This window comes from Myxococcus qinghaiensis (assembly GCF_024198215.1).
In the GTDB taxonomy this organism is placed as follows: Bacteria; Myxococcota; Myxococcia; order Myxococcales; family Myxococcaceae; genus Myxococcus; species Myxococcus qinghaiensis.
Genome location: NZ_JAKCFA010000053.1, coordinates 1 through 18,869, shown reverse-complemented (window position 1 = coordinate 18,869; position 18,869 = coordinate 1). Strand labels below are relative to the sequence as shown.

Below are 18,869 nucleotides of genomic sequence, written 5' to 3'. Positions count from 1 at the left end.
GCGCCAGCGGCGACTGGCTCGCGACTACGAGCGTCACGAGCACTCGTCCGAAACCTTCATCCACATCGCGATGACCGGCCTCATGCTGCGCCGCCTCGCGTAGCGCTCCAATTCAACAGGCTCTCAGACCACCGCATGCAGGTGGTTCGCGTGCACATCAAGGAATAGTGAGGAGAGGGCTGAGTCGCGCCCTACTCGCAACATGAGCCTTCGTTCTCCTCGAAAAAGAGGGGGACCCATGGTGTGCTGGAGCCATGAACTTCGTCTTCGTGGGCACCAGCCTTGGGGCCAGGGGAACAGAGACTCACCTGGTCAGCTTGGTGCGGGCAATGGTCCAGGCTGGCCATGGTGCGGTCACCGTCGCACATGAGAACGGCTTCATCGCCAGAGAGTTGAAGTCCCATGGGCTCGCCGTCGAGCCCGGCATCTTCCGAAACGCGGCGGATGTAAGAGGCATGCGCAGCACGCTGCGCGCTATCCGCCGTACTCGGCCCCAATGGTTTTGGTGGGAAGCTTCGGACATGAGTACTGGCCGCTCCTGATGCTGGGGGGGATGACAGGCACACCGGTCGCGCTCTTCCGCCATCTCAACAGCCGACTCAAGCCCATGTCCCGCCTGCTGCTACCGCGCTGGGCACACCGATTCATCGCGGTGTCGGAGTCCATGCGCTCGAACCTGGTGGAGCAAGGCGTTGCCTTCGAACGGGTTCGGCTTCTCTACAATCCATTGGACATCGAGCACTTCAGCCCTGACGAGGAACGAAGGGCCGAGGCCCGTCGCGCTCTTGGCGTGGGCGCCGACGAGGTGCTCATCGGATTCGTTGGCGCGCTGAAGCCCGAGAAGGGGGCATTCCGACTGGCCGAGGCCCTCAATCAGGCCATGCCACTTCGACCTGGCCTGCGAGCACTGTGGGTGGGCGAGGAGGCAGCGCATCCGCGATTGAGAGCGGCTCTCACGCCCGAACTCCATCAGCGACATCTCCTGCGCGGATGGACGAGCGACATGCGCTCTCTCTATGCCGCCATGGACGTGGCCACCATGCCATCCGAGTGGCTGGAACCCTTCGGGCGCGTCTCCATCGAGGCCCAAGCGTGCGGCGTCCCCGTGCGCGCCAGCCACATTGGAGGATTGCCAGAAACCCTTCGGGAGGGGGAGACCGGCAGGCTGGTTCCTCCTGGAGACGTCGTGTCCTGGCGTGACGCGGTGCTGAACATGGTGGACATGACGCCAGCCAGCAGACGGGCGATGGGCGCGGCAGGAGCCCGCTTCGTAAGAGAGCGCTTCGCGTCCAAGCGCATCGCTGAGGAGTTCTTATCGATGCTAGAGCCAGCGGGGCGCTTGGGCTCGGGCACTGATGACGCGTTTTCAGTGAATCGCATCGCCCGGTAGGTGCGCTACACACATGACACAGGGGCGGGATTTTCGAGCTGTTCCGGATAACTGATACAGCCGTGTGTCGACAGGAGTACGGGTTTGCCGTCAGAAGCCCGACGTGCCACGTCACAAAGTGCGCCTGACGCCCAGATGGCCTGAGAATTGAGTTTGTCAGGGGCTTCCCGCATGCTGGCGCCGCCTTGAAATCCCTCTTGTTCAGCATCGCGCGATTCGCGCTCGCTTCCCTGGCCGTGTGCCTTGTGGCTTCCCCTGCGTGGGGCCAGAAGCTCGCAGACGTCATCGTCTCCGGCCCCCCGATTGCCCCCGCGTTGAGCGGAAATGGGCAAGGCATGTGCGTCGCCTCCAACGTGTGGACGCGAACCCTGAACGAGTTTCCGCAGACTCGTGGCACGTACCTCGACGTCATCAACGGCTACTTCGAGGAACCTGTCAGCAAGCAGAACCGCGTCACGACCGTGATGCGAACGCCGTTCGACCTGTCCAACAACCTCAACGATGGTCGCACGCTGAGCTACGGCGATTTCGTGAGCCAGGTCTCCGCACCGGGTTGCTCAACGGGTGGCTGCAGCTTCAACGTCATCAACGATGGCGACGCGTTCACGCCGTTCGTCTCGCGTTTCCGCGGTTACTTGAACGTCCCCGCGAGCCTCGCGGGTCAGACACTGCATCTGGGTTACTACTCAGACGATGCCGTCAGCCTCGTCATCTACGACCGGTCTCAATCCTATACGGTCATCAACAGGCCGCCTCAGTTGGGTGCGCCCACCTGGCGAACCACCAACAGCGTGACCTTCGTCCAGGCGGGGCTCTACGCCGTGGAGATTCTGTACGCGCAGGTAACGGAGCACGCCGCGCTTGAGATGTCCCTGTTCACCGGGACCTTCACGGACTTCGAGCGCGCCGCCAACCAGCCGCCGATCATCAACCTGTACAGCTCCGGCTTCCAGTTGCTCCAGCCCGCGCAGTTCTTCCAGACGGAGAACGGCCTCCCCTCCTTCTCGACGGACCCCAACCGCTGCGAGCAGTGCAGCCGCTCCAACGTCAACGCCCCCAACAACGGCGGATGTGCCTCCTACTTCCACTGCAACGCCGCGGCCCTGTGCGCGCCTTGTGACTCCGCCCTCTTCTGCGGCGCCTCCTGTTCGCCCTGCGGTCAGTCCTCGCCCTACTGCGCCAACATCAACGGCAACACGCAATGCGTGCAGTGCACGGATGATGGCCAGTGCCCCAACGGCCGCTGTGACTTGGGCGACAACACCTGCCGTGGCTGCAACGGCGATGACGACTGCCCCAACGGCCGCTGTGACTTGAGCGACAACACCTGCCGTGGCTGCAACGACGACGAGGACTGTCCGTCCACCGGCCGCTGTGACCTCGGGACGAACCAGTGCTCGGGTTGCAACGACGACGCGGACTGCCCGGGCGCCGTGTGCGACGAGCCCACCGCCACCTGCGTTCCGTGCACCGATGACGAGCACTGCCCCAACGGCCAGGTCTGCGCGACCGACATCCACCAGTGCCGCGAGTGCAACGACGATTCGCAGTGCGAGCGTGGCGAGGTCTGCACCAACAACCAGTGCACCGCTTGCGCCACCGATGACTCCTGCGCCGGCAATTCTTGCAACTGCTGCCCCAACGGGACTCAGTGCGCGGCGCTGACGCCCGGTGGCTCGCCCTCCTGCGTCGAGTGCACCGCCGACTCCCAGTGCGCTGAGGGCCAGAAGTGCGATCCGCTCAACGGCACCTGCGTCACCACGCTGCCCGAGTGCAACACCGCCGATGCCTGCGGCCCTGCCTGCGCCAAGTGCCCCGGTGAGCGGCCCTTCTGCCTCGACGGCGAGGTCTGCGTTCAGTGCCGCACCGACCTGGAATGTGGCGATGGCCAGTTCTGCCTCAGTGGCGAGTGCAGCTCGTGCACGACGGACCGTCACTGCGGCTCGCGCTGCGAGGCCTGCGAGACGGACGCGCCCTTCTGTCTGTCGGACGGCTCGTTCCAGAACAGCACCTGCGTCGGCTGCCGGAGCAATGAGGATTGCGGCAGCGGCCAGTGCAATCCCACGACTCGCACCTGTGAGAACGCCGGCGCCTGCGCGGTGACGTGTGACGCGGGCCTCGTCTGCGACGGCGAAGCCTGCGTCCAGTGCTTCGCCGATGCCCACTGCCCCTGCGGCGGCACCTGCGACCTCACCAACAACACCTGCTCCTCCTCCTGCGAGGACAGCGGCGACTGCCTCGGCGTGCAGCACTGCTCGGCCAAGACGCAGGAGTGCGAGCGAGGCCGACGCAAGCCCGGCACCGACCCGCAGGGCGGCGCCTTCTGCTGCGGCACCGCCGCCGATGCCACTCCGGCCGGCAGCGCCACCATCCTCGTCCTGCTCGCCGCGGGCCTCCTGCTCCTCCGCTCCCAGCGCCGCGTCCGATGAAACCCTTCCACCTCCCGCTCCTCCTCCTGGCGCTCGGAGGGGCCACCGTCGCCTCCGCACAGCCGGACGCCCGCTTCGACGTGCAGTTGTTCCGCCCGTCCGCGGCGCCGCAGGACCTGGTCGTCGTCACCCAGTCCCGCCCGCTGTCCCACATGTCCGTGGCCTTCGGCCCGTACTTCAGCTACTCGCTCAACCCGCTCACGCTGGTGCCCGAGGGGGGAGACCTCGAGAAGATCAGCCTGGTCGGCAACCGCCTCCAGCTCGACGTCATGGCCATGGTGGGCCTGTTCGACTGGGGCGAGATTGGCGTGGACCTGCCGCTCATCCTCGCGCAGGGCGGACAGAACCTGGAGGTCATCGGCACCGAGGGAAGCGTGGAGAGCTTCGTACTCGGGGACCTGCGCCTCTCCGGCAAGGTGGCCATCCCAGGTCTTCGCCGTCCCGCCGAGGGCAAGGGCTGGGGCGCCGCGCTGACGCTCAACGTGTCCTTTCCCACGGGCGCGCAGGACGCGTTCGCCGGTGACGGAGAGCTGACGTGGGCCCCCGGGCTCGTGCTCGACTACCGCTTCGGCAACGGCATCCTGCTGGCGTTCAACGGCGGCTTCTGGAAGCGGCCGGACCGCGTGTTCGACGGCGTGGCGCTGGGGGACATGGCGCCCTTTGGCCTGGGCACCGAGGTGCCCATCCTCCGAGGCAGCGGCATCACCGCGCTCGCCATGGTGAATGGAGCGGTGGGACTGAAGAAGGCGCCTGGGACGGAGCGGCAGATTCCCGCGGAGCTGCTCATCGGCCTGCGCTGGTACAGCTCCACCGGCGTGACGTTCACCTTCGGCGGAGGCGCGGGCTGTGGATGTTCGCTCGCGTCGCCCACGCTGAGCTTCTTCACGTCCATCATCTGGATTCCGGCGAAGACGCGCGAGTGGGAGGCGCTGGAGCGCTTCAAGGAGCCGCCCGAGCCGGCGCCGCCGCCTCCTCCTCCGGTGGACCCGGATGGCGACTCGGTGATTGGCGTGGGCGACAAGTGCCCGGAGGTGCCCGGCCCCGTCGAGAACGCGGGCTGCCCGGACACGGACCGCGACGGCGACGGTACGGTGGACCGGCTCGACCGGTGCCCGGACCAGCCGGCGGGGAGCCGGGGCCGTGATGGCTGCCCGCTTGCGCGCCGCGACGGGAACAAGATTGTCATCCTGGAGCAGGTGAACTTCGCCACGGACCAGGACGTCATCCTCTCCGAGTCCTTCCCGATTCTGGAGGAGGTCGCCCGGGTGATGAACGAGAACCCGGAGATGGACCGGGTGCTGGTGGAGGGCCACACGGACGCTCGCGCGAGCGATGCGTACAACCTGGAGCTGTCGCGTCGGCGTGCGTCCAGCGTGATGCGCTTCCTCATCCAGAGCGGCGTGGCGGCGGAGCGTGTGTGCTCTCAGGGCTTCGGCCGCAGCCGGCCGCTGTCCGACAACGCGACGGAAGAAGGCATGGCGCTCAACCGCCGCGTCGAGTTCACCATCCAGCCGCCCAGCGATGGCCCGCGCCCCCCCTGCCCCGAGGACCCGTCCGACAAGAAGGGCAAGCGCCCCTCTCGGACGAAGGCACCGGGCCCGAAGGCCAGCCCCGCGCCGAAGCCGTAGGCGCGGTCTTCAAGCGGTGTCCGCGGCTCGCCGCGCTGATGTCCTCAGCGCGGCGCCTTGCGCCCAGGTGGCATTTGCGCCTCGCCGCGCAGAGCCTCGGCGCGACGCCGGGTCTCAAGGCAGCATCGTCTGCCTGCCGCTCCAAAGTCGCAGACGCGGTCCGCAGGCAGCGTTTTCAGCTCACCGCTCCGGAGCCTCGGGCGCGGTGCCTCGGACCTTCAGGCGGCAGCAGCGGCCCGCGCCACCGGAGCGGGCACTTCGCCGCCCCGCTACGGAACGACGAACTCCGCGGCGGAGCGGCGCCGGCCCGCGACGACGGAGACGACGGCGCGACCCGAGCCCACCGCCGTCACCCGGCCATCCTGGGACACCGTCACGACGGCGGCATCCGACGAGAACCACTCCAGCGGCACGCTGTCGAGCACCGCGCCGTTGCGGTTGAAGGCCCGCGCCAGGAGCAACACCGACTGGCCCGGACGCGCGAACTGATGGTGGGTGAGGTTGAGGCCCAGGCGCGCGAAGTCCGCCGGCACCACCTGCACGGCGATGTGTCGAGTCAGGTGCCCCAGGTTCGCGCTCACCGTGGCCGAGCCGGGCTTCACCGCCACCACCTGTCCGTCCTCCACCCGCGCCACCGTCTCGTCCGTCGAGCGGAACTCCGGTGTGGCTTCGGGAAGCGACGCGCCCTGCTCATTGCGAGCCACCACGCGCAGCTTGATGGTGCGCCCCACCTCGAGGAAGTCGGCCCCCGGCGCGCGCACGTCGAGCGAGTTCAGGATGACCAGGTCCAACGGCAGGGCCTCACGCACCTTGCCTCCCGTCACCCCGATGATGGTCTTCCCGGACTTGCGCACCGTCACCACGCCGTCCTGCACCAGCGCCACATCCGTCGCGGAGCTGGTCCAGCGCAGCTTCGGCTCGGACATGCGCTGGCCCTCGGCGTCGAGGACCGTGTAGTCCAGCTTCACGTTCTGCCCCGGCGTGCGCAGGAACTTCGACTCCAGCGGCTGGAACGTCAGCGACTCGGGCGACGGCCCGCATGCGCTCAGCAAGCCGAGCGAGAGAACAACGACGGAACGAAATAGGAAACGCGGCGTCTTCACGGCGGCGGAGACAGACAACGGAACGGGGTGGGAGTGAGGCCCATTTTAACCACGCCCCTCGCTCCACGTGTGAGCCGCGAGACCTTCTTCTCACCGCCTTCGCGCACGGTGCCGTCCGCAAGGCACTCGTCCAGACAGGCGGTATCCGCCCGGCCCCTCAGGAGAAGAGGAAGTGCGGGACGTTGAAGTCACTCTCGGTGGAATCCAGGGACGCGACGATGTGGAGCCGCTGCCCGGGCTCCGCGAGGTCGACCACGTAGTCCGCCTTGGTCTTCCCGGCCCCCTGGATGACCCGGACTCGGGGTCTGGCTGCCTGCGCCGAATCCGTGGGCACATCCATCACCACGCCCAGTTGCCCGCCCGACAGGCGCACCAGCGTCCCCACCGGATAGAACCCGGCCACCGCGGTGAAGAGGCGGACCACCCTCGGGTCGAACCGGGTCCCCGCCCGGTGGGTGATGAGCCGCAGCGCCGTGTCCGGGGCCAGCCCTGGGTGAGGCGGCGCGGGAAACGTCAGCAGGTCGAAGGCGCAGGGCACCGCCAGGAGCCGTCCCGCCATCCCCACCGGACGTTGGACGGGTCCACTCCAGGCCGGCTGGAGACAGTCGTGCGCGGCCACGACTCGCTCCAGCCGACTGGTGTCCAGTGGACGCTGCAACAGTCGGAGCGCCGTCTTCAGGGGCCCCCGCCGCGCCAGCAGCTCGTGGGAGGCGCGGTCGAACTCCTGCTCCGGCGGGAGGGTGGTGGTGCCCCGCCCCAGGTCATGGAACAGCCCGCTGAGGGCCAGGTCCAGCTGCTGCGCGCGAGACAGCCCCATCCGCCGCGCCATCAACAGCGCCAGCACCGCCACCGCCGCGCCGTGCTGCCCCCCGTCCACGTCCGTCCGGCGAAAGCGCGTGAGGCCCACCAGGAGCGACTCGTGTCCCACGGAGGACTCGGCCAGCCGCAACAGCACACGGCGGAAGCGCTCCACGCGCACCTGCCCTCCCGTGCTGATGACGTGCTTGAGCAGGACGACGAGCCGCGCGTAGTAGCGCAGCATCACCTCGCGCGGCGTCAGGACGTGCGTGGAGGACAGCACGTCGCGCAGGCGGATGGGCCCCAGCTTCTCCTGGAGGATGGCCTGGGGCTTCTGCGCGCGCCGGTGCTTCTGGAACGCGACGAGGAAACCTCGCAGGTGCTCGCGACGCAGCCCCGAGCCGAACGAAATCTCCTGCACCTGGAGGTGTTCCAGGTAGCGCCGCAGCGAGATGGCCGTTTCCAGGTGCTCCTCGCCCAGCTTCATCCTCGAGCCATTGAGGAAGGGGATTCCGCCCACGCACTGCAGCTCCACGGACTTCTGTCCCCGCAGCTCCGCGTCCAGCAGCGTGCCCAGCTCCTCGAGCGCCTCCTTCACGCCCGCGTTGTCCACGTCGTGCAGGGACACCGTGTTCAGACACCGCACGACCAGGCCCATGAGCCTCGGCCCCACCAGTGCCGCGTCCTCCCGTGTCGTCGCCGTCGCCATGTCTGCGTGTTCCCCCGACGTCTCGTCCGTGGCCTCAGCCCACCGGAGCCAGCTGCGCCAGCGCTTCCCGACACGCCTGCTTCAAGTTGCGCGGCGCGAAGAGCTTGTTCGCCACCGCCTCCAGCAATGGCCGGGCCCTCGGGTCTCCGAGGATGCCGATGCAACGCGCGCAGTGCGCCTTCAGCTCGGTGTCCTGCTCTCGCTCGAAGGCCAAGCGCAACGCCGCGCCAGCGATGGGCCCACCCAGGTCCGCGAGCGCGCGCAGCACCGCCATGCGCTCGCGAGGCTCCAGCTTCGTGTCGAGCCGGGACACCAGCGGCCCCACCGCCGCCTCCACACCATGGCGCACCAGCAACACCAGCGCAGCGCCGCGCACCCCCGCCGCCGGGTCCGCCAGCAGCTTCAGGAGCGGTGAGCGCTGGACCTCCACGTCCCGAGGACTCAGTCGGGACAGCAGCGCCGCGCGCACCTCCGGCTTGGGATGTGCCAGCAGGGCCGCCGTCAGGGGCAGCGCCTCGGGCCCTCCCTCTCGCAGGAACTGCACCCAGTCCAGGTCCGCCTCACCCAGGGACGAGGCCCGCGTCACCAGCACGCCCAGGGAGATTCCCCGGCGCACAAGCAGCTTCGCCAGCGCTCCTCGGGCCTCGGGCGAAGACAATTCGAAGAGCAGGTCCGTGGCGCCCTGGAGCGTGTCGCGCGGCAGCGCGCTCAACAACTCCAACACCCGCAGCAGCACGCCCGGCTGGACCGTGGCCTGCGCCAGCGCGAAGCGCACCTTCTCCCGGAAGAACAGCCGCGTGACTGCATAGAGGTCCGGCGCGCGCGCTCCAGCGGCCCGGGCATCCTTCGTCATGCCCTGCACCACCTGCGACAGCTCCGCCCAGCGGCCATGAGAGACGAGCCCGGAGAGCAGCTCCTCCATCCAGGCCAGGAGCTCTCCGCGCTCCTCCTCCCGACACACCGCGAGCAGGTCCCACACCACCCACAGGCCCCGCTCGTGAACGCCTTCGCCGCCCCGCTCGCGCTCCAGCAGGGCCCGCAGCTCCGCCACCTCCGTGTCGCTGGCGCCCGCGAAGGCCGGCGCACCAGAGCGCACCAGGTCCTGGGCGCTGACGGGGGCCAGCACCTCCGCCTCCAGTCGAGCCAACCACTCGTCATGTCCCACGGGACGACGACGGCCGGAGCCGGAGGCCTGGCGCCGCGTCAGCTCCGCGAAGAGCTGCTCCTCGCGCTCGGCCAGCTGCGCCTCGGCCTGCGCGGACTCCCCCGTCTCCGTCGACGCGGGCACCTCCGCGACGACCAGCTCGATGTCCTCGAAGCCGTGCTCCCAGAACCACGTGTAGAAGTCGTACTCTGGAGGCAGCGTGCGCTGCAGCGCGCGGTGCCACATGCCCAGGAAGGCGCCCAGCTCCTCCACCTCCAACCCCGGCTGTAGCAGCACCTCCTGGACGCCCTCCAGGAACAGCGGCCGCGTCACCGAGTCCTTCGCCGACGTCGACTCCACCAGCACCACGTCGCCGAGGAGCAGCACCGTGGAGCGCACGTGAAGCACCACCGCCTCGCTCGTCACCTCGTGGTAGCGCCGCACCGCCTCGCTCAAGCGCTGTTGTACCTCCACCAGCGCGGCATGCCCTTCCGCGTAGAAGCGATAGGCGCCCAGCACCTTGTTCAGCGCATGGCCTACCTCCGTCGCGGCTTCCTCTGGCGAGAGCACGGGCGCTCCCACCGGATTCGGGGTCGCTGGCTGGCCTCTGGGTGCGGGAGTCGGAGCGGGCATGGCTGGCAATGCATTGAATTCCTTGCGGAACACTAAAGCCAGAATCCAAGCCCCGCCAAATGAACGTTGTCTTTCACATACGAGGCACGGTGGCGCCCAGCGCTCCGAGGGCCTGGGTCGCCAGGGCTTCTCCCTCGCGCCACCCAGCGAGTCGGGCACGCTCCCGGGCCCGCTCCAATCGCTCACGTGCCTCGGTGACCCGACCTCCCGCGCCAAGCAGCCGCCCCACGTTGTAGTGGATGCGCGCGGCCTCCTGGGCATCGCCTCCCTGCTCGGCCAGGACGAGCGCTCTCTCCAGCTCGACGAGCGCCGCCGCGTGCTCACCGGAGAGGACGCGCAGGCCCGCGAGGTTTGAGAGGGCACGGGCCTGGCCCACGACATGTCCCGTGGCGCGAGCCTGCTCGGAGGCATGGGTGAAGCTGGTGCGAGCCTTCTCCGGCTGCTGGAGTCGAAGCTGGAGACGACCCAGCAGGTTGAGGTGCTCCCAGTAGAAGTCAGACGCGCGAGCGGGGCGCCCGCCCATGCGCTGGAAGGACTGTGTCAGCAATTCCACAGCTCCGGCGACGTCGCCCCGGGCCTCGCGAGCGCGGGCCTGTTCACCCAGCACCCACGCGAGGACCTCCGGGTCCGCCGCGGCGGCGGTACGAATCGCCAGCAGACGCGCCTCGGCGGCGGCGACACGGCCGAGCTTCAGGTCCGCGGCCGCGACACGGCGCACCACCTCCGCGCGCGCGGCGAGAGACTCCGCGTCGGGCAGCTTCTCCAGCCAGGGCGCGGCGAGCGGCTCCACTGCGGTGGGGTCCACCTGCGTCAGGCAGGTGCACGCTCGCGTCAGCATGCCGAGCTGCCACAGTCGCGCCGCGGGCGTGGCCCCCAGGGCATCCCCCATCGCCCGGCGGAAGTACTCGGAGGCCGCGCGCCACTCACCTCGCGCGGAGAGTCGCTCACCGGCGCGCTCGCAGGCCGCGGCGGCGTTGGGCGAAGCGGCGGCGACCAGATGGTCGGCGACACGAACCTCACGCGCGGGCTCGGCGGCGAAGGCGTCCTGCCCCAGCGCCTCCGCCAGCTCCTGATGCGAGCGGCGCAGCGCGCTCGCCGGCAACCGCTCCAGCAACACCTGACGCGACAGCTCCTGCATGAAGCGCAGACAGCCCGGCCGCTCGGCCACCTCCGCGAGCCAGCCATCCGCGACGAGCAACTCCGCCACGTCCTCGACGGCGTCCTCGGTGGAAAGGGACGCGCGCACCAGCGCGGAGGAGAAGACAGAGCCCTCGACAGCGGCACGCGAGAGGAAGCGCTGGAGCTGCGGTGGCAGCAGGTCCAGACGGGCCCCCAGCGCGAGGCCAAGGCTGTCGGGCAGCGTCGCTTCCCCGAGGGGCGCGGTGGCCTGCCATGAGCCACCGAGACGTTGCACGGCGCCGCGCTCGACCAGGGCGCGCATCAGCTCCAGGGCGAAGGAGGGATTGCCCTGGGCACGCTCGACGACGAGCTTCTCCACCTCCGCGCCAGGAAGCGCCCCGAAGGCCGCGCCCAGCAGGGCCCGCAGCTCCGGCCGAGGCATTCCCTCCAGCACGGAGAGCGGCAGCGAAGCGAGCGCGACGGGCAGCACGTCCGGCACCGTCGTGGCGACCAGGCCCACCCGCGAGCCCGGCGCGCTCAGCAGCGACACGAGCAGCTCCAGCGAGGCCACGTCCGCGTGGTGCACATCATCCACGAGCAGCAGCACGCCACCAGGACGCGCCGCGCGCAGCAGCGTCTCCGTCACCGCCGCGTCGCCGGCCTGGAGCTGTCCCGACGGCCCACCGTGAGACAGCCTCCGCCACAGCGCGGCGACCTCCTGCGCGGAGAGCCCCAGCACACCGAGTGACTGAAGGGGCGCGCCCTCCGACACCAGCCCCAGCGCGCGAGCCAGCCCCGTGAGCACCGAGCGCATCAAGCCCATCGGCCCCGCGCCGCGCAGGTCCTCCGCGCTGGTCCGCACCACGCGCAGCGAGGCCACGTGGGAGGCGCTCTCGGCCACGGCCTCCAGCAGTCGGCTCTTGCCCACCCCGGCCGCGCCCGCGAAGAGCCTGGCGCCTCCCTGCCCCGCTCGCACCGAGTCCACCACGGCCCGCGCCGCCGCCAGCGCTTCCGAGCGCCCCACGAAGGGCACTCCACGCACCACGCCGCCCAGGGCCTCCACGCGCCACGCCGCGCCCGACGACAGCGTTCGCTCCGCGCCGAAGCGCACCCCTTCCTCCAGCAGCGCCTTCGCCGCCGCTCCCGCCAGCACCTCCCCTGGTGACGCGGCCTGCGCCAGCGCGGCGGAGCGCTCCAGCCCCGCGCCCGTCACCCGCCAGGGAACTCGCCCGCCGCCGCCACTCACCAGCACCGCGTCGAACTCCAGGCCCGCCCGCGACACCGGCGCGGGAGACAGCCCCAGGGTCTCCACCGCGCGCAGCAACTCCAGCACACAGCGCACCGCGCGCAGCGGGTCGTCGCGACGCGACACCGGCAGGCCGAAGGCGAGGCTCCAGCGGGACTCGGTGAGCTGCACCACCTCCGCCTCGTGTCGCTCGGCGATGGAGGCCGCGAGGTCCAGCATTTGCCCCACCACCTCCATTCCCTCCTCGGGTCCCAGCGCTCGTCGCAGCGCCTCCGCCCCCTCCACCTCCACCGTGACGATGACGAGCTTGCGCCGGAGCGCGCCCGCCTCTCGCCCTCGCATCCGCACCGTGGCGTCCGGAGGCGCGGCGTCGAGTCCCTGCGCCTCCAGCGTCGGTGTGGTGGCGGAGGGGACGTGCAGCTCCGTCGGAGGGGCCTCCGCGTCGATGAGGTGTCCCGAGGTGACCTCGGACACTTCCGAGGCGAGTGCCGCCATTCCAGTGAGCCCACTGCGCGTCTGGGGCCCGGAGGGGGTGTTGAGCGCACTGCCGCAATGAGGACAGAAGCGACTGGTGCCGCTGGTGGACTGGCCACACCGGGGGCACGTCACACTGGGGCCTCCCGCGCGCGGCACGAGGCTGCCCAGGGCCGCCGGCGCCTCGCGCAGCCTCGCGCGGACCACCTCACCCACCAGTCGCTCGGTCGTCGCGGAGACGCCGTCCTCGGGCTTTCGTGGGCTCTCGTCCAGGTACTGCTGGAGCGCGCGGGCCACGTCGGCGCAGCGCTCGAAGCGCTGCTCGCGCGGCTTGGCCAGCATGCGCAGGATGATGTTGTCCAGCAGCGGGGAGACGCCGTCGACGAGCATCGACGGCTTGAGCGCGGGAGTCAGCGCGACGCGCCGCATCGCCTCCGCGGGGTTGTCCGTCTCCACCAGCGGGCGGTGCGTCACCAACTCCCACAGCACCACGCCCAGCGCGTACTGGTCGCTGCGTCCGTCGAGTGGCTGGTTTCGAACCTGCTCGGGCGACATGTAGCGCAGCTTGCCCTTGAGAATGCCTGTGCGTGTGCGGGTGGAGCGGTTGCTGGCCTTGGCCACGCCGAAGTCCACCACCTTCGTCACGCCATCCAGCCGCACCATGATGTTCTGCGGACTGATGTCGCGGTGGACCAAATCCAGCGGCGCGCCCTGCACGTCCACGGCCTGGTGCGCATGGTCCAACCCGAGCGCGGCGTCACGGATGATTTCCGCGCACACCGCCGGACTCAGCGCCGCGCCGGCACGCACCGCCGCGCGAGCCAGTCGCCCCAGGTTCTCTCCCTCGATGTACTCCATGGCGATGTAGAAGGTTCCCTCCCACTCGCCGACCTCGAACACGGAGACGACGTTGGGGTGGTTGAGGCGCCCCGCCACGCGCGCCTCGTCCAGGAACATCTCCAGCGAACCTTCCTGCTCCAGCAGGTCCGGCAACAGGTTCTTGAGGATGACGGCCCGCTCGAAGCCGCTGACGCCCACCTGGCGCGCCAGGAAGATTTCGCCCATGCCTCCCACGGCAAGCCGGCTCAGCACCGCATAGCGGCCGAAGACGAGGGGAACCGAGCCGCTGGCGGACATCATCCTCCTCGCACCGTAGTCAGCGGCCCCGGGCGCCCGCCAGTTTCCATTGCCGCCTGCGGGACATCAGACACCGGGTGTCATTTACGCCCCCGACGCGAGCCATCGCAGGCGCGGGATTCTGCCCGTGGGCCGAGGCCCCGGAGCCAGGGCCAGCGGCTGGACGTAGAGCCCGCGCCGCGCTCGCGTCCACCACGCCCCCGTGCGCCGACGCTCCTCCAGCCCCGTCATCCGGTAGTCGTGAAGCACCGCGCGGACCTGCTGGGGCGGCGCATCCGGGAAGGGATTGTGCGCGAGCAGTCCCAGCACCTCGGGAGCGCCTTCCAGCAGTCGCGCCAGGAAGGCGATGAACCAGCTCGGCGGCGAGGAGAGCGCGGCGAACCACATCTGCCAGTCGAGGCGCGGTTGATGCGGCGCCACCTGCCTCGGCGGCTGGTCGACGTCGCCCACCTTGTAGCGGAAGCCATAGGGCTCCCAGTGCACTCCGTCGTTGGAGCCCTCGACGACGATTTCCGGACGCTCCACCGTCATCACGCTGAAGAGGCCATAGCGATTCACCGAGCGCAGCGGGCGCGCGCAGCCGTGCAGCCACGACAGGGGACGGAGGACGCGCTCCGGGAGCCGGGCACCTCGCTCGAAGCGCAGGAGGATGTCGGCGGCGCCGAGCACCAGGAACGGCGTGAGCAGGACACGGCTCCAGGAGGTTCGTGAGCGCGACGGAGGTGGGCTCTCGGGAAGAAATGGGAGCAGCCGTCGCAGGGCCGCGTCATCCAGCAGCCACACGCCCAGCACCAGGGACTGGAGATTGAAGAAGCCGTAGTTGCCGGTGGCGGCGATGGCGGCCTGCAAGGCCGAGAAGGCTCCGAAGGCGAGCTGCCTCGGTCGACGGGGGGCGAAGACGAGGAAGGGCACCGCGGCCTCCAGCGCGAGCACCGTCGCCGTGGAGGCCTTCTGGAGTCGCTCGGGCAGGTGGTGCGCGTACCAGCCGCCGCGCGTGGGCAGGGGCGCCGTCTCGTAGTAGTGCCGACAGGCCGTCAGCTCGCGCCAGGTCCTGTCCCCCGACTGCCATTTGCTGATGCCCGAGCCGAAGTAGAGCCGGAACACGAGCAGCCGGAAGAGGAACACGTCGAACGCGCCAGGCGACGCTCGACCCAGGCCTGGACGAAGTCCTCGCGGAGCGGTGAGCGCGGACAGGAGGCCCATCTCCAGCAACAGGACGTCCCACTGGAACGAGAGGAACTCCCGGCCGACGGCCGCGTAGGAGAGGTACAGGCCCCACAGCAGGGCCAGCGCGCTCCGGGGTGCCACGTTGAAGAGGACCGCGAGGGACAGGAACTGTCCCACCGTGCAGCCGCGCATCAGCGCCTTGTCGGAAGCGCCGAACCAGAACACCGTGGGCAGCTGACGCCAGCGCTCGCGAGCGGGCTCCGCCTGCCGCCGCTCCTCGCTGACCAGGTCCTTCACGGGACGAATGCCTCGCGAGCCGAACAGCCCTGGCACCTGTCCTCGCAGCGAGGTGAAGGCGATGAGGAACGTGCCTCCCATCAACCGGAGGAAGACCCAGCGCACCTGGCGCAAGTCACGCGGTGCCACGGTGCGCCCGAAGAGCCAGCGGTCCACTCGCGAGGCCGTGCGACGGTTGCGAGCGATGAGGCCGTAGACGCGCTGGGACAGGCCCAGCACTCCGGGCAGCAACCCCAGCCTCGCCACGCCACGCGTCAGCCTGCGTGGCGACCGGCCAAGCGCGCGGAAGACCGCCTCCGCGCCCTGCGACACACGGCCCGAAGGCTCCACGAGCTGCGTGGCGCGACGCATGTCCCGCTTGGGAATGCCGAGCAGCAGGAGGAGCCACCGTCGACCTGGGAGGAAACGGACGCGGCCTTCGACGTTCTGCGCCCAGCGCGCCACCCAGCGGCGACAGAAGCCACAGTCAGCGTCGTAGAGCAGCAACGGCGGCGGACGCGTGAGTCGCCCGAAGGCGGAGACACGCGCGTGCGTGTGTGAACCCACCATGGATGAAGCATGGGGGCGGCGGGTGGAGATGGCTGCCCGCGCGCACGGAGGCAATGGCCGCTCCGGGGCCGGGGTGGCGAGCGAGCAAGCGCGGCATCTCCAGAGCCCCCCTGGACATCGAAGCGGGGTGCCTAGCTTTCACGGCATGAGCGAGCCGAAGGGGAAGGCAAAGAAGCTGGTCGAGTTGGCGCCTGGCGTCCATCACTGGACCCTGAACGACAGCCGCCTCGGCGGTGCGCGCAGCGATGCCTATGCGGTGGTGGATGACGCTGGGGCGGTCACCCTCATCGACCCGCTGCCCATCGACGAGGCGAAGCTGCGGGAGCTGGGCGACATCACCGCCATCGTCCTGACGTCGGGAAACCATCAACGCTCCGCCTGGCGCTTCCGCAAGGCCTTCGGCGCGCCGGTGTGGGCTCCGGAGAATGCCTACGGGTTGGAGGACAAGCCCGACTTCATCTACGTGGCGGGCGACACGCTTCCGGGCGGCCTGCTCCCCTTCCACACGCCGGGTCCCGCCGTGGCCATGTACACGCTGTGGATGCAGAAGCATCCGCGCGGCATCGCCTTCATCTCCGACCTGCTGACCCACGAGGGCGAGGGCACGCCGGAGTTCATCGCCAGCCAGTACCAGGACGAGCCCCTGCGCACCCGACAGAGTGTCCAGCGCATCCTGGACCACCTGGCCGTCGTGGACATCGTCTGCTTCGCGCACGGAGAGCCCATCCTCTCGGATGGCGCGAGCGCGCTGCGGCGTGCCTTGCAGGAGGACATGGACGCTCCCGCCGCGCCGTCGCCCTAGGCAACGGCGTCAGGGGAAACTCCAGACGGACTTCTCGAGGTCCGTGTTGTCCTCGATGACCGCCTGGAGCTGCTTGAGATTGTCGGGGCTGCGCATGCCCACGCGAATCTCGAAGTGCGAGTTCCCTGGGGGACGATAGAGACGAAGGGCCGCATCGTCCCGCTCAAAGAGCAGGCTGTGCCGAGGATAGGGCAGTCTGGCGAAGCCCATCTGCTCCAGGAGATGGGCCACGTTCTCGGCTGTCGCCGGCTGTTCTCCTTGACCGCACTGGTACCGAGCCTGATGAGGAAAGCTCGGCAGATGGATGTTCTCCATCGCCCAGAGGAACAGCAGTTCCTTGAGGCCAACGTAGTCCCTGGACAACTTCGTCTTCCAGGTGTGCTCTCCCAAAGGCATCCGCACCACCTGACAGTCCCCCTCCTCGGAGGGAGCTTCCAGGTCGAGCCAGTACGGCGTGGGGCACAGGGGAGAAGAATCACCGAAGAGATAGAGGAACCTGCGAGGCGGCATTTCCATCGGCATGACCCGATAGAAGTCGGCGACATCCAAGAGTGGGTCATAGGCCTCGACCGTCGCGAGGAGTGCCCCGCCTCTTGCCCCCAGGCACTCGGCGAACTGCCGATAGCTGCTTGGGAGTGCTCGTCCGAAAGCTTCTTCGAGTTCATCCAGGAGCGGAGCAGGATACCCCTCGATGTGGTCGCGATACCCTGGGGCGTATCGCTCGAGCAGCGTGAGCAGTTCGTCCATGGCTCAGGCGCATTCCTTGGAGTGGTTGCACAGCATCTCGGGAAGCAGCGTCTGGCAGGTGTCGCACGAGGGGACGGACTCGCCATGACTGAACTGCTTCTCCACGCTCCTCGCCCCGTTGGCATCCATGAAGCTGAACGTCACTCCCACCGTCGCATTCGTGATGGGGGAGAAATAGCGCTCAGACATGGCCTTCACCTGATGGCCCGATGCTCCACCTGCTTGAATGATCTTGGGGGCGGCGCACTCCCATTTATCGCGTCCCTGACTCAGCAGTTCCTTCATCTGACTCTCGCTCGCCCTGAAGCTCTGGACCAGCGTGAACGGCGTAGCTGCCACAGCCTCCTCGAAGCCAGGTGCCGTTTCGCCCGAACAGGCCGCCAGCATTCGGGGAGCTCGTGGGCACTTGCAGACGCACACGCCCAACATGCAACCCTGGACATATGTTTTGATATTCTTGTCCGGCCGCAACACAGGACTCATCCCCTTGAGCCGCGCATTGATTGAGTTCATCTCCTGCTCAATTGCCTGGACGTGCTTGCGCTCCTCGAACCGTTGCCTGGCGAGGCCCTCTTCTTTTGTTTTCAACTCCTCCTGAAGAGCGGAGAGCTCGCTGGTAATCGTCGTCCTGCCTTCGGCGGCGGGGGATTTGAGGTGAGTCAGCAGTTCGTTCCGCCGCAGCTTTTGAGGCTCCAAGTGGGCCAGGGCGTCCTTGTAGCGCCCAAGGGACTCCCGCTCCGACGCATTTCGGCGCTCTCTCAGCCGAAGGAATTCGTCGATGAGCGGCCGCTGCGCGTGGAGTCGCTCCATCAACTCCGCGAACACGGTCTCCACGTGAGCGACTACTTCGGGGGTCTCATGCACGCGGTGGTCATCAAGCGGTTTGCCGCACGCCGAGCACTGCGCGTCGTCTCCATACGCCAGCCCCGTTCCGCCTGCTGAGATGAACGTGGTGTTGAAGGTGTTCCCGTTGTGAAGCGTGACGTCGAGGTAGCGAACCACTCCGCGTCCCTCGACCTTCACGTCGACGCTGCCGCTACCCCATGCCATCTTCCCCTTGAATTTGGAGGAGATGAGGCCCCCAGCCGTCCCCGGCTCGTCGCCGGAGCTGGTGCTCAGCTCGGAGTTCGTCAGTGCCACAGGGTGTCCGCCGATGGTCACACTCGTGCTGCCCTTGGAAAGCATGGCGTCCTGTGCCGAGTTGACGAAGGGCGTGGGCACCGGCCCTCCTGGCGTTGGCACCTTGCAGACATCGGGGGCGGCCGACGTGTGAGTATTGCCATCTCCCTTATGCAGAATCGAACGGCCATTCGCATAGACACGATTCATGGCACCTCCCACATGGCCACCAACACCATGGCGCGTTCCTAGTAAGCGTTCAGGGGGGATGGGCGGCTGCAGAAGGAGCAGGCCAGCAGCCGGCGGGAGGCTTGTCGCTCGCTGACGCGGCGTGAGGCATGGGACACGACACGTCGTGGCAAAGGTCGACCCCAAGGA

At 68.8% G+C, this 18,869-nt stretch carries 12 protein-coding genes and 1 pseudogene; 6 read left to right on the top strand and 7 right to left on the bottom strand.

Annotation, left to right across the window (positions count from 1 at the left end; all coding sequences use genetic code 11):
- From LZ199_RS45625 to traB, 5 genes and pseudogenes are all read left to right on the top strand, one after another.
- Window positions 1-103 (top strand): annotated as a pseudogene (locus LZ199_RS45625) (IS5-like element ISRso1 family transposase); the annotation flags it as partial.
- A gap of 151 nt (window positions 104-254) precedes the next feature.
- Window positions 255-542, top strand: a complete 288-nt coding sequence (locus tag LZ199_RS45620) for a hypothetical protein (protein WP_254000135.1) — start codon at window positions 255-257, stop codon at window positions 540-542.
- The gene (locus LZ199_RS45615) at window positions 497-1,390 is read left to right on the top strand and encodes a glycosyltransferase family 4 protein (protein ID WP_323390415.1); all 894 of its coding nucleotides are present in this window, start codon (window positions 497-499) and stop codon (window positions 1,388-1,390) included. The genes LZ199_RS45620 and LZ199_RS45615 overlap by 46 nt, the downstream gene beginning before the upstream one ends.
- A 245-nt stretch (window positions 1,391-1,635) precedes the next feature.
- On the top strand, window positions 1,636-3,819 hold the full coding sequence (gene traA, locus LZ199_RS45610) for an outer membrane exchange protein TraA family protein (protein WP_407667350.1): 2,184 nt from the start codon (window positions 1,636-1,638) through the stop codon (window positions 3,817-3,819).
- Window positions 3,816-5,447, top strand: coding sequence for an outer membrane exchange protein TraB (gene traB / locus LZ199_RS45605; RefSeq protein WP_254000132.1), 1,632 nt, complete (start codon window positions 3,816-3,818; stop codon window positions 5,445-5,447). Before traA ends, traB begins: the two co-directional genes overlap by 4 nt.
- Window positions 5,448-5,716: 269 nt before the next feature.
- On the opposite strand, the gene LZ199_RS45600 is transcribed toward traB, so the two are convergent.
- The 5 genes from LZ199_RS45600 to LZ199_RS45580 form a co-directional block, all read right to left on the bottom strand.
- Complete coding sequence (locus LZ199_RS45600) at window positions 5,717-6,499, bottom strand: Ig-like domain-containing protein (RefSeq protein ID WP_254000131.1); 783 nt, start codon at window positions 6,497-6,499, stop codon at window positions 5,717-5,719.
- 208 nt (window positions 6,500-6,707) lie between these two features.
- Window positions 6,708-8,057, bottom strand: coding sequence for an HD-GYP domain-containing protein (locus LZ199_RS45595; RefSeq protein ID WP_254000130.1), 1,350 nt, complete (start codon window positions 8,055-8,057; stop codon window positions 6,708-6,710).
- Between the two features lie 34 nt (window positions 8,058-8,091).
- The gene (locus LZ199_RS45590; protein WP_254000129.1) at window positions 8,092-9,771 is read right to left on the bottom strand and encodes a HEAT repeat domain-containing protein; all 1,680 of its coding nucleotides are present in this window, start codon (window positions 9,769-9,771) and stop codon (window positions 8,092-8,094) included.
- A 136-nt stretch (window positions 9,772-9,907) separates the two neighbouring features.
- Window positions 9,908-13,813 carry a serine/threonine-protein kinase gene (locus tag LZ199_RS45585; protein WP_254000128.1) on the bottom strand — a complete coding sequence of 1,302 codons (3,906 nt, stop codon included), beginning with the start codon at window positions 13,811-13,813 and terminating at the stop codon, window positions 9,908-9,910.
- A gap of 81 nt (window positions 13,814-13,894) precedes the next feature.
- Window positions 13,895-15,823, bottom strand: coding sequence for a lipase maturation factor family protein (locus LZ199_RS45580; RefSeq protein ID WP_254000127.1), 1,929 nt, complete (start codon window positions 15,821-15,823; stop codon window positions 13,895-13,897).
- 145 nt (window positions 15,824-15,968) lie between these two features.
- Between LZ199_RS45580 and LZ199_RS45575 the strand changes: the two genes are divergently transcribed.
- Window positions 15,969-16,625 carry an MBL fold metallo-hydrolase gene (locus LZ199_RS45575; protein ID WP_254000126.1) on the top strand — a complete coding sequence of 219 codons (657 nt, stop codon included), beginning with the start codon at window positions 15,969-15,971 and terminating at the stop codon, window positions 16,623-16,625.
- A 9-nt stretch (window positions 16,626-16,634) separates the two neighbouring features.
- Here LZ199_RS45575 and LZ199_RS45570 read toward each other — a convergent pair whose 3' ends face one another.
- Together LZ199_RS45570 and LZ199_RS45565 are read right to left on the bottom strand one after the other, a co-directional pair.
- Entirely contained in the window at window positions 16,635-17,372 is a 738-nt protein-coding gene (locus LZ199_RS45570; RefSeq protein ID WP_254000125.1) for an SMI1/KNR4 family protein, read from the bottom strand.
- A 3-nt stretch (window positions 17,373-17,375) separates the two neighbouring features.
- Window positions 17,376-18,701, bottom strand: coding sequence for a DUF4150 domain-containing protein (locus tag LZ199_RS45565; RefSeq protein ID WP_254000124.1), 1,326 nt, complete (start codon window positions 18,699-18,701; stop codon window positions 17,376-17,378).
- Window positions 18,702-18,869 lie beyond the last annotated feature (168 nt).

Bases quoted from the DNA above. Each gene is read 5' to 3' on its own strand.
- LZ199_RS45570 (WP_254000125.1), bottom strand. From the start codon at position 17,372: ATGGACGAACTGCTCACGCTGCTCGAGCGATACGCCCCAGGGTATCGC.
- traB (WP_254000132.1), top strand. From the start codon at position 3,816: ATGAAACCCTTCCACCTCCCGCTCCTCCTCCTGGCGCTCGGAGGGGCC.
- LZ199_RS45585 (WP_254000128.1), bottom strand. From the start codon at position 13,813: ATGATGTCCGCCAGCGGCTCGGTTCCCCTCGTCTTCGGCCGCTATGCG.
- LZ199_RS45620 (WP_254000135.1), top strand. From the start codon at position 255: ATGAACTTCGTCTTCGTGGGCACCAGCCTTGGGGCCAGGGGAACAGAG.
- LZ199_RS45595 (WP_254000130.1), bottom strand. From the start codon at position 8,057: ATGGCGACGGCGACGACACGGGAGGACGCGGCACTGGTGGGGCCGAGG.
- LZ199_RS45615 (WP_323390415.1), top strand. From the start codon at position 497: ATGGTTTTGGTGGGAAGCTTCGGACATGAGTACTGGCCGCTCCTGATG.
- LZ199_RS45580 (WP_254000127.1), bottom strand. From the start codon at position 15,823: ATGGTGGGTTCACACACGCACGCGCGTGTCTCCGCCTTCGGGCGACTC.
- LZ199_RS45575 (WP_254000126.1), top strand. From the start codon at position 15,969: ATGAGCGAGCCGAAGGGGAAGGCAAAGAAGCTGGTCGAGTTGGCGCCT.
- LZ199_RS45565 (WP_254000124.1), bottom strand. From the start codon at position 18,701: ATGAATCGTGTCTATGCGAATGGCCGTTCGATTCTGCATAAGGGAGAT.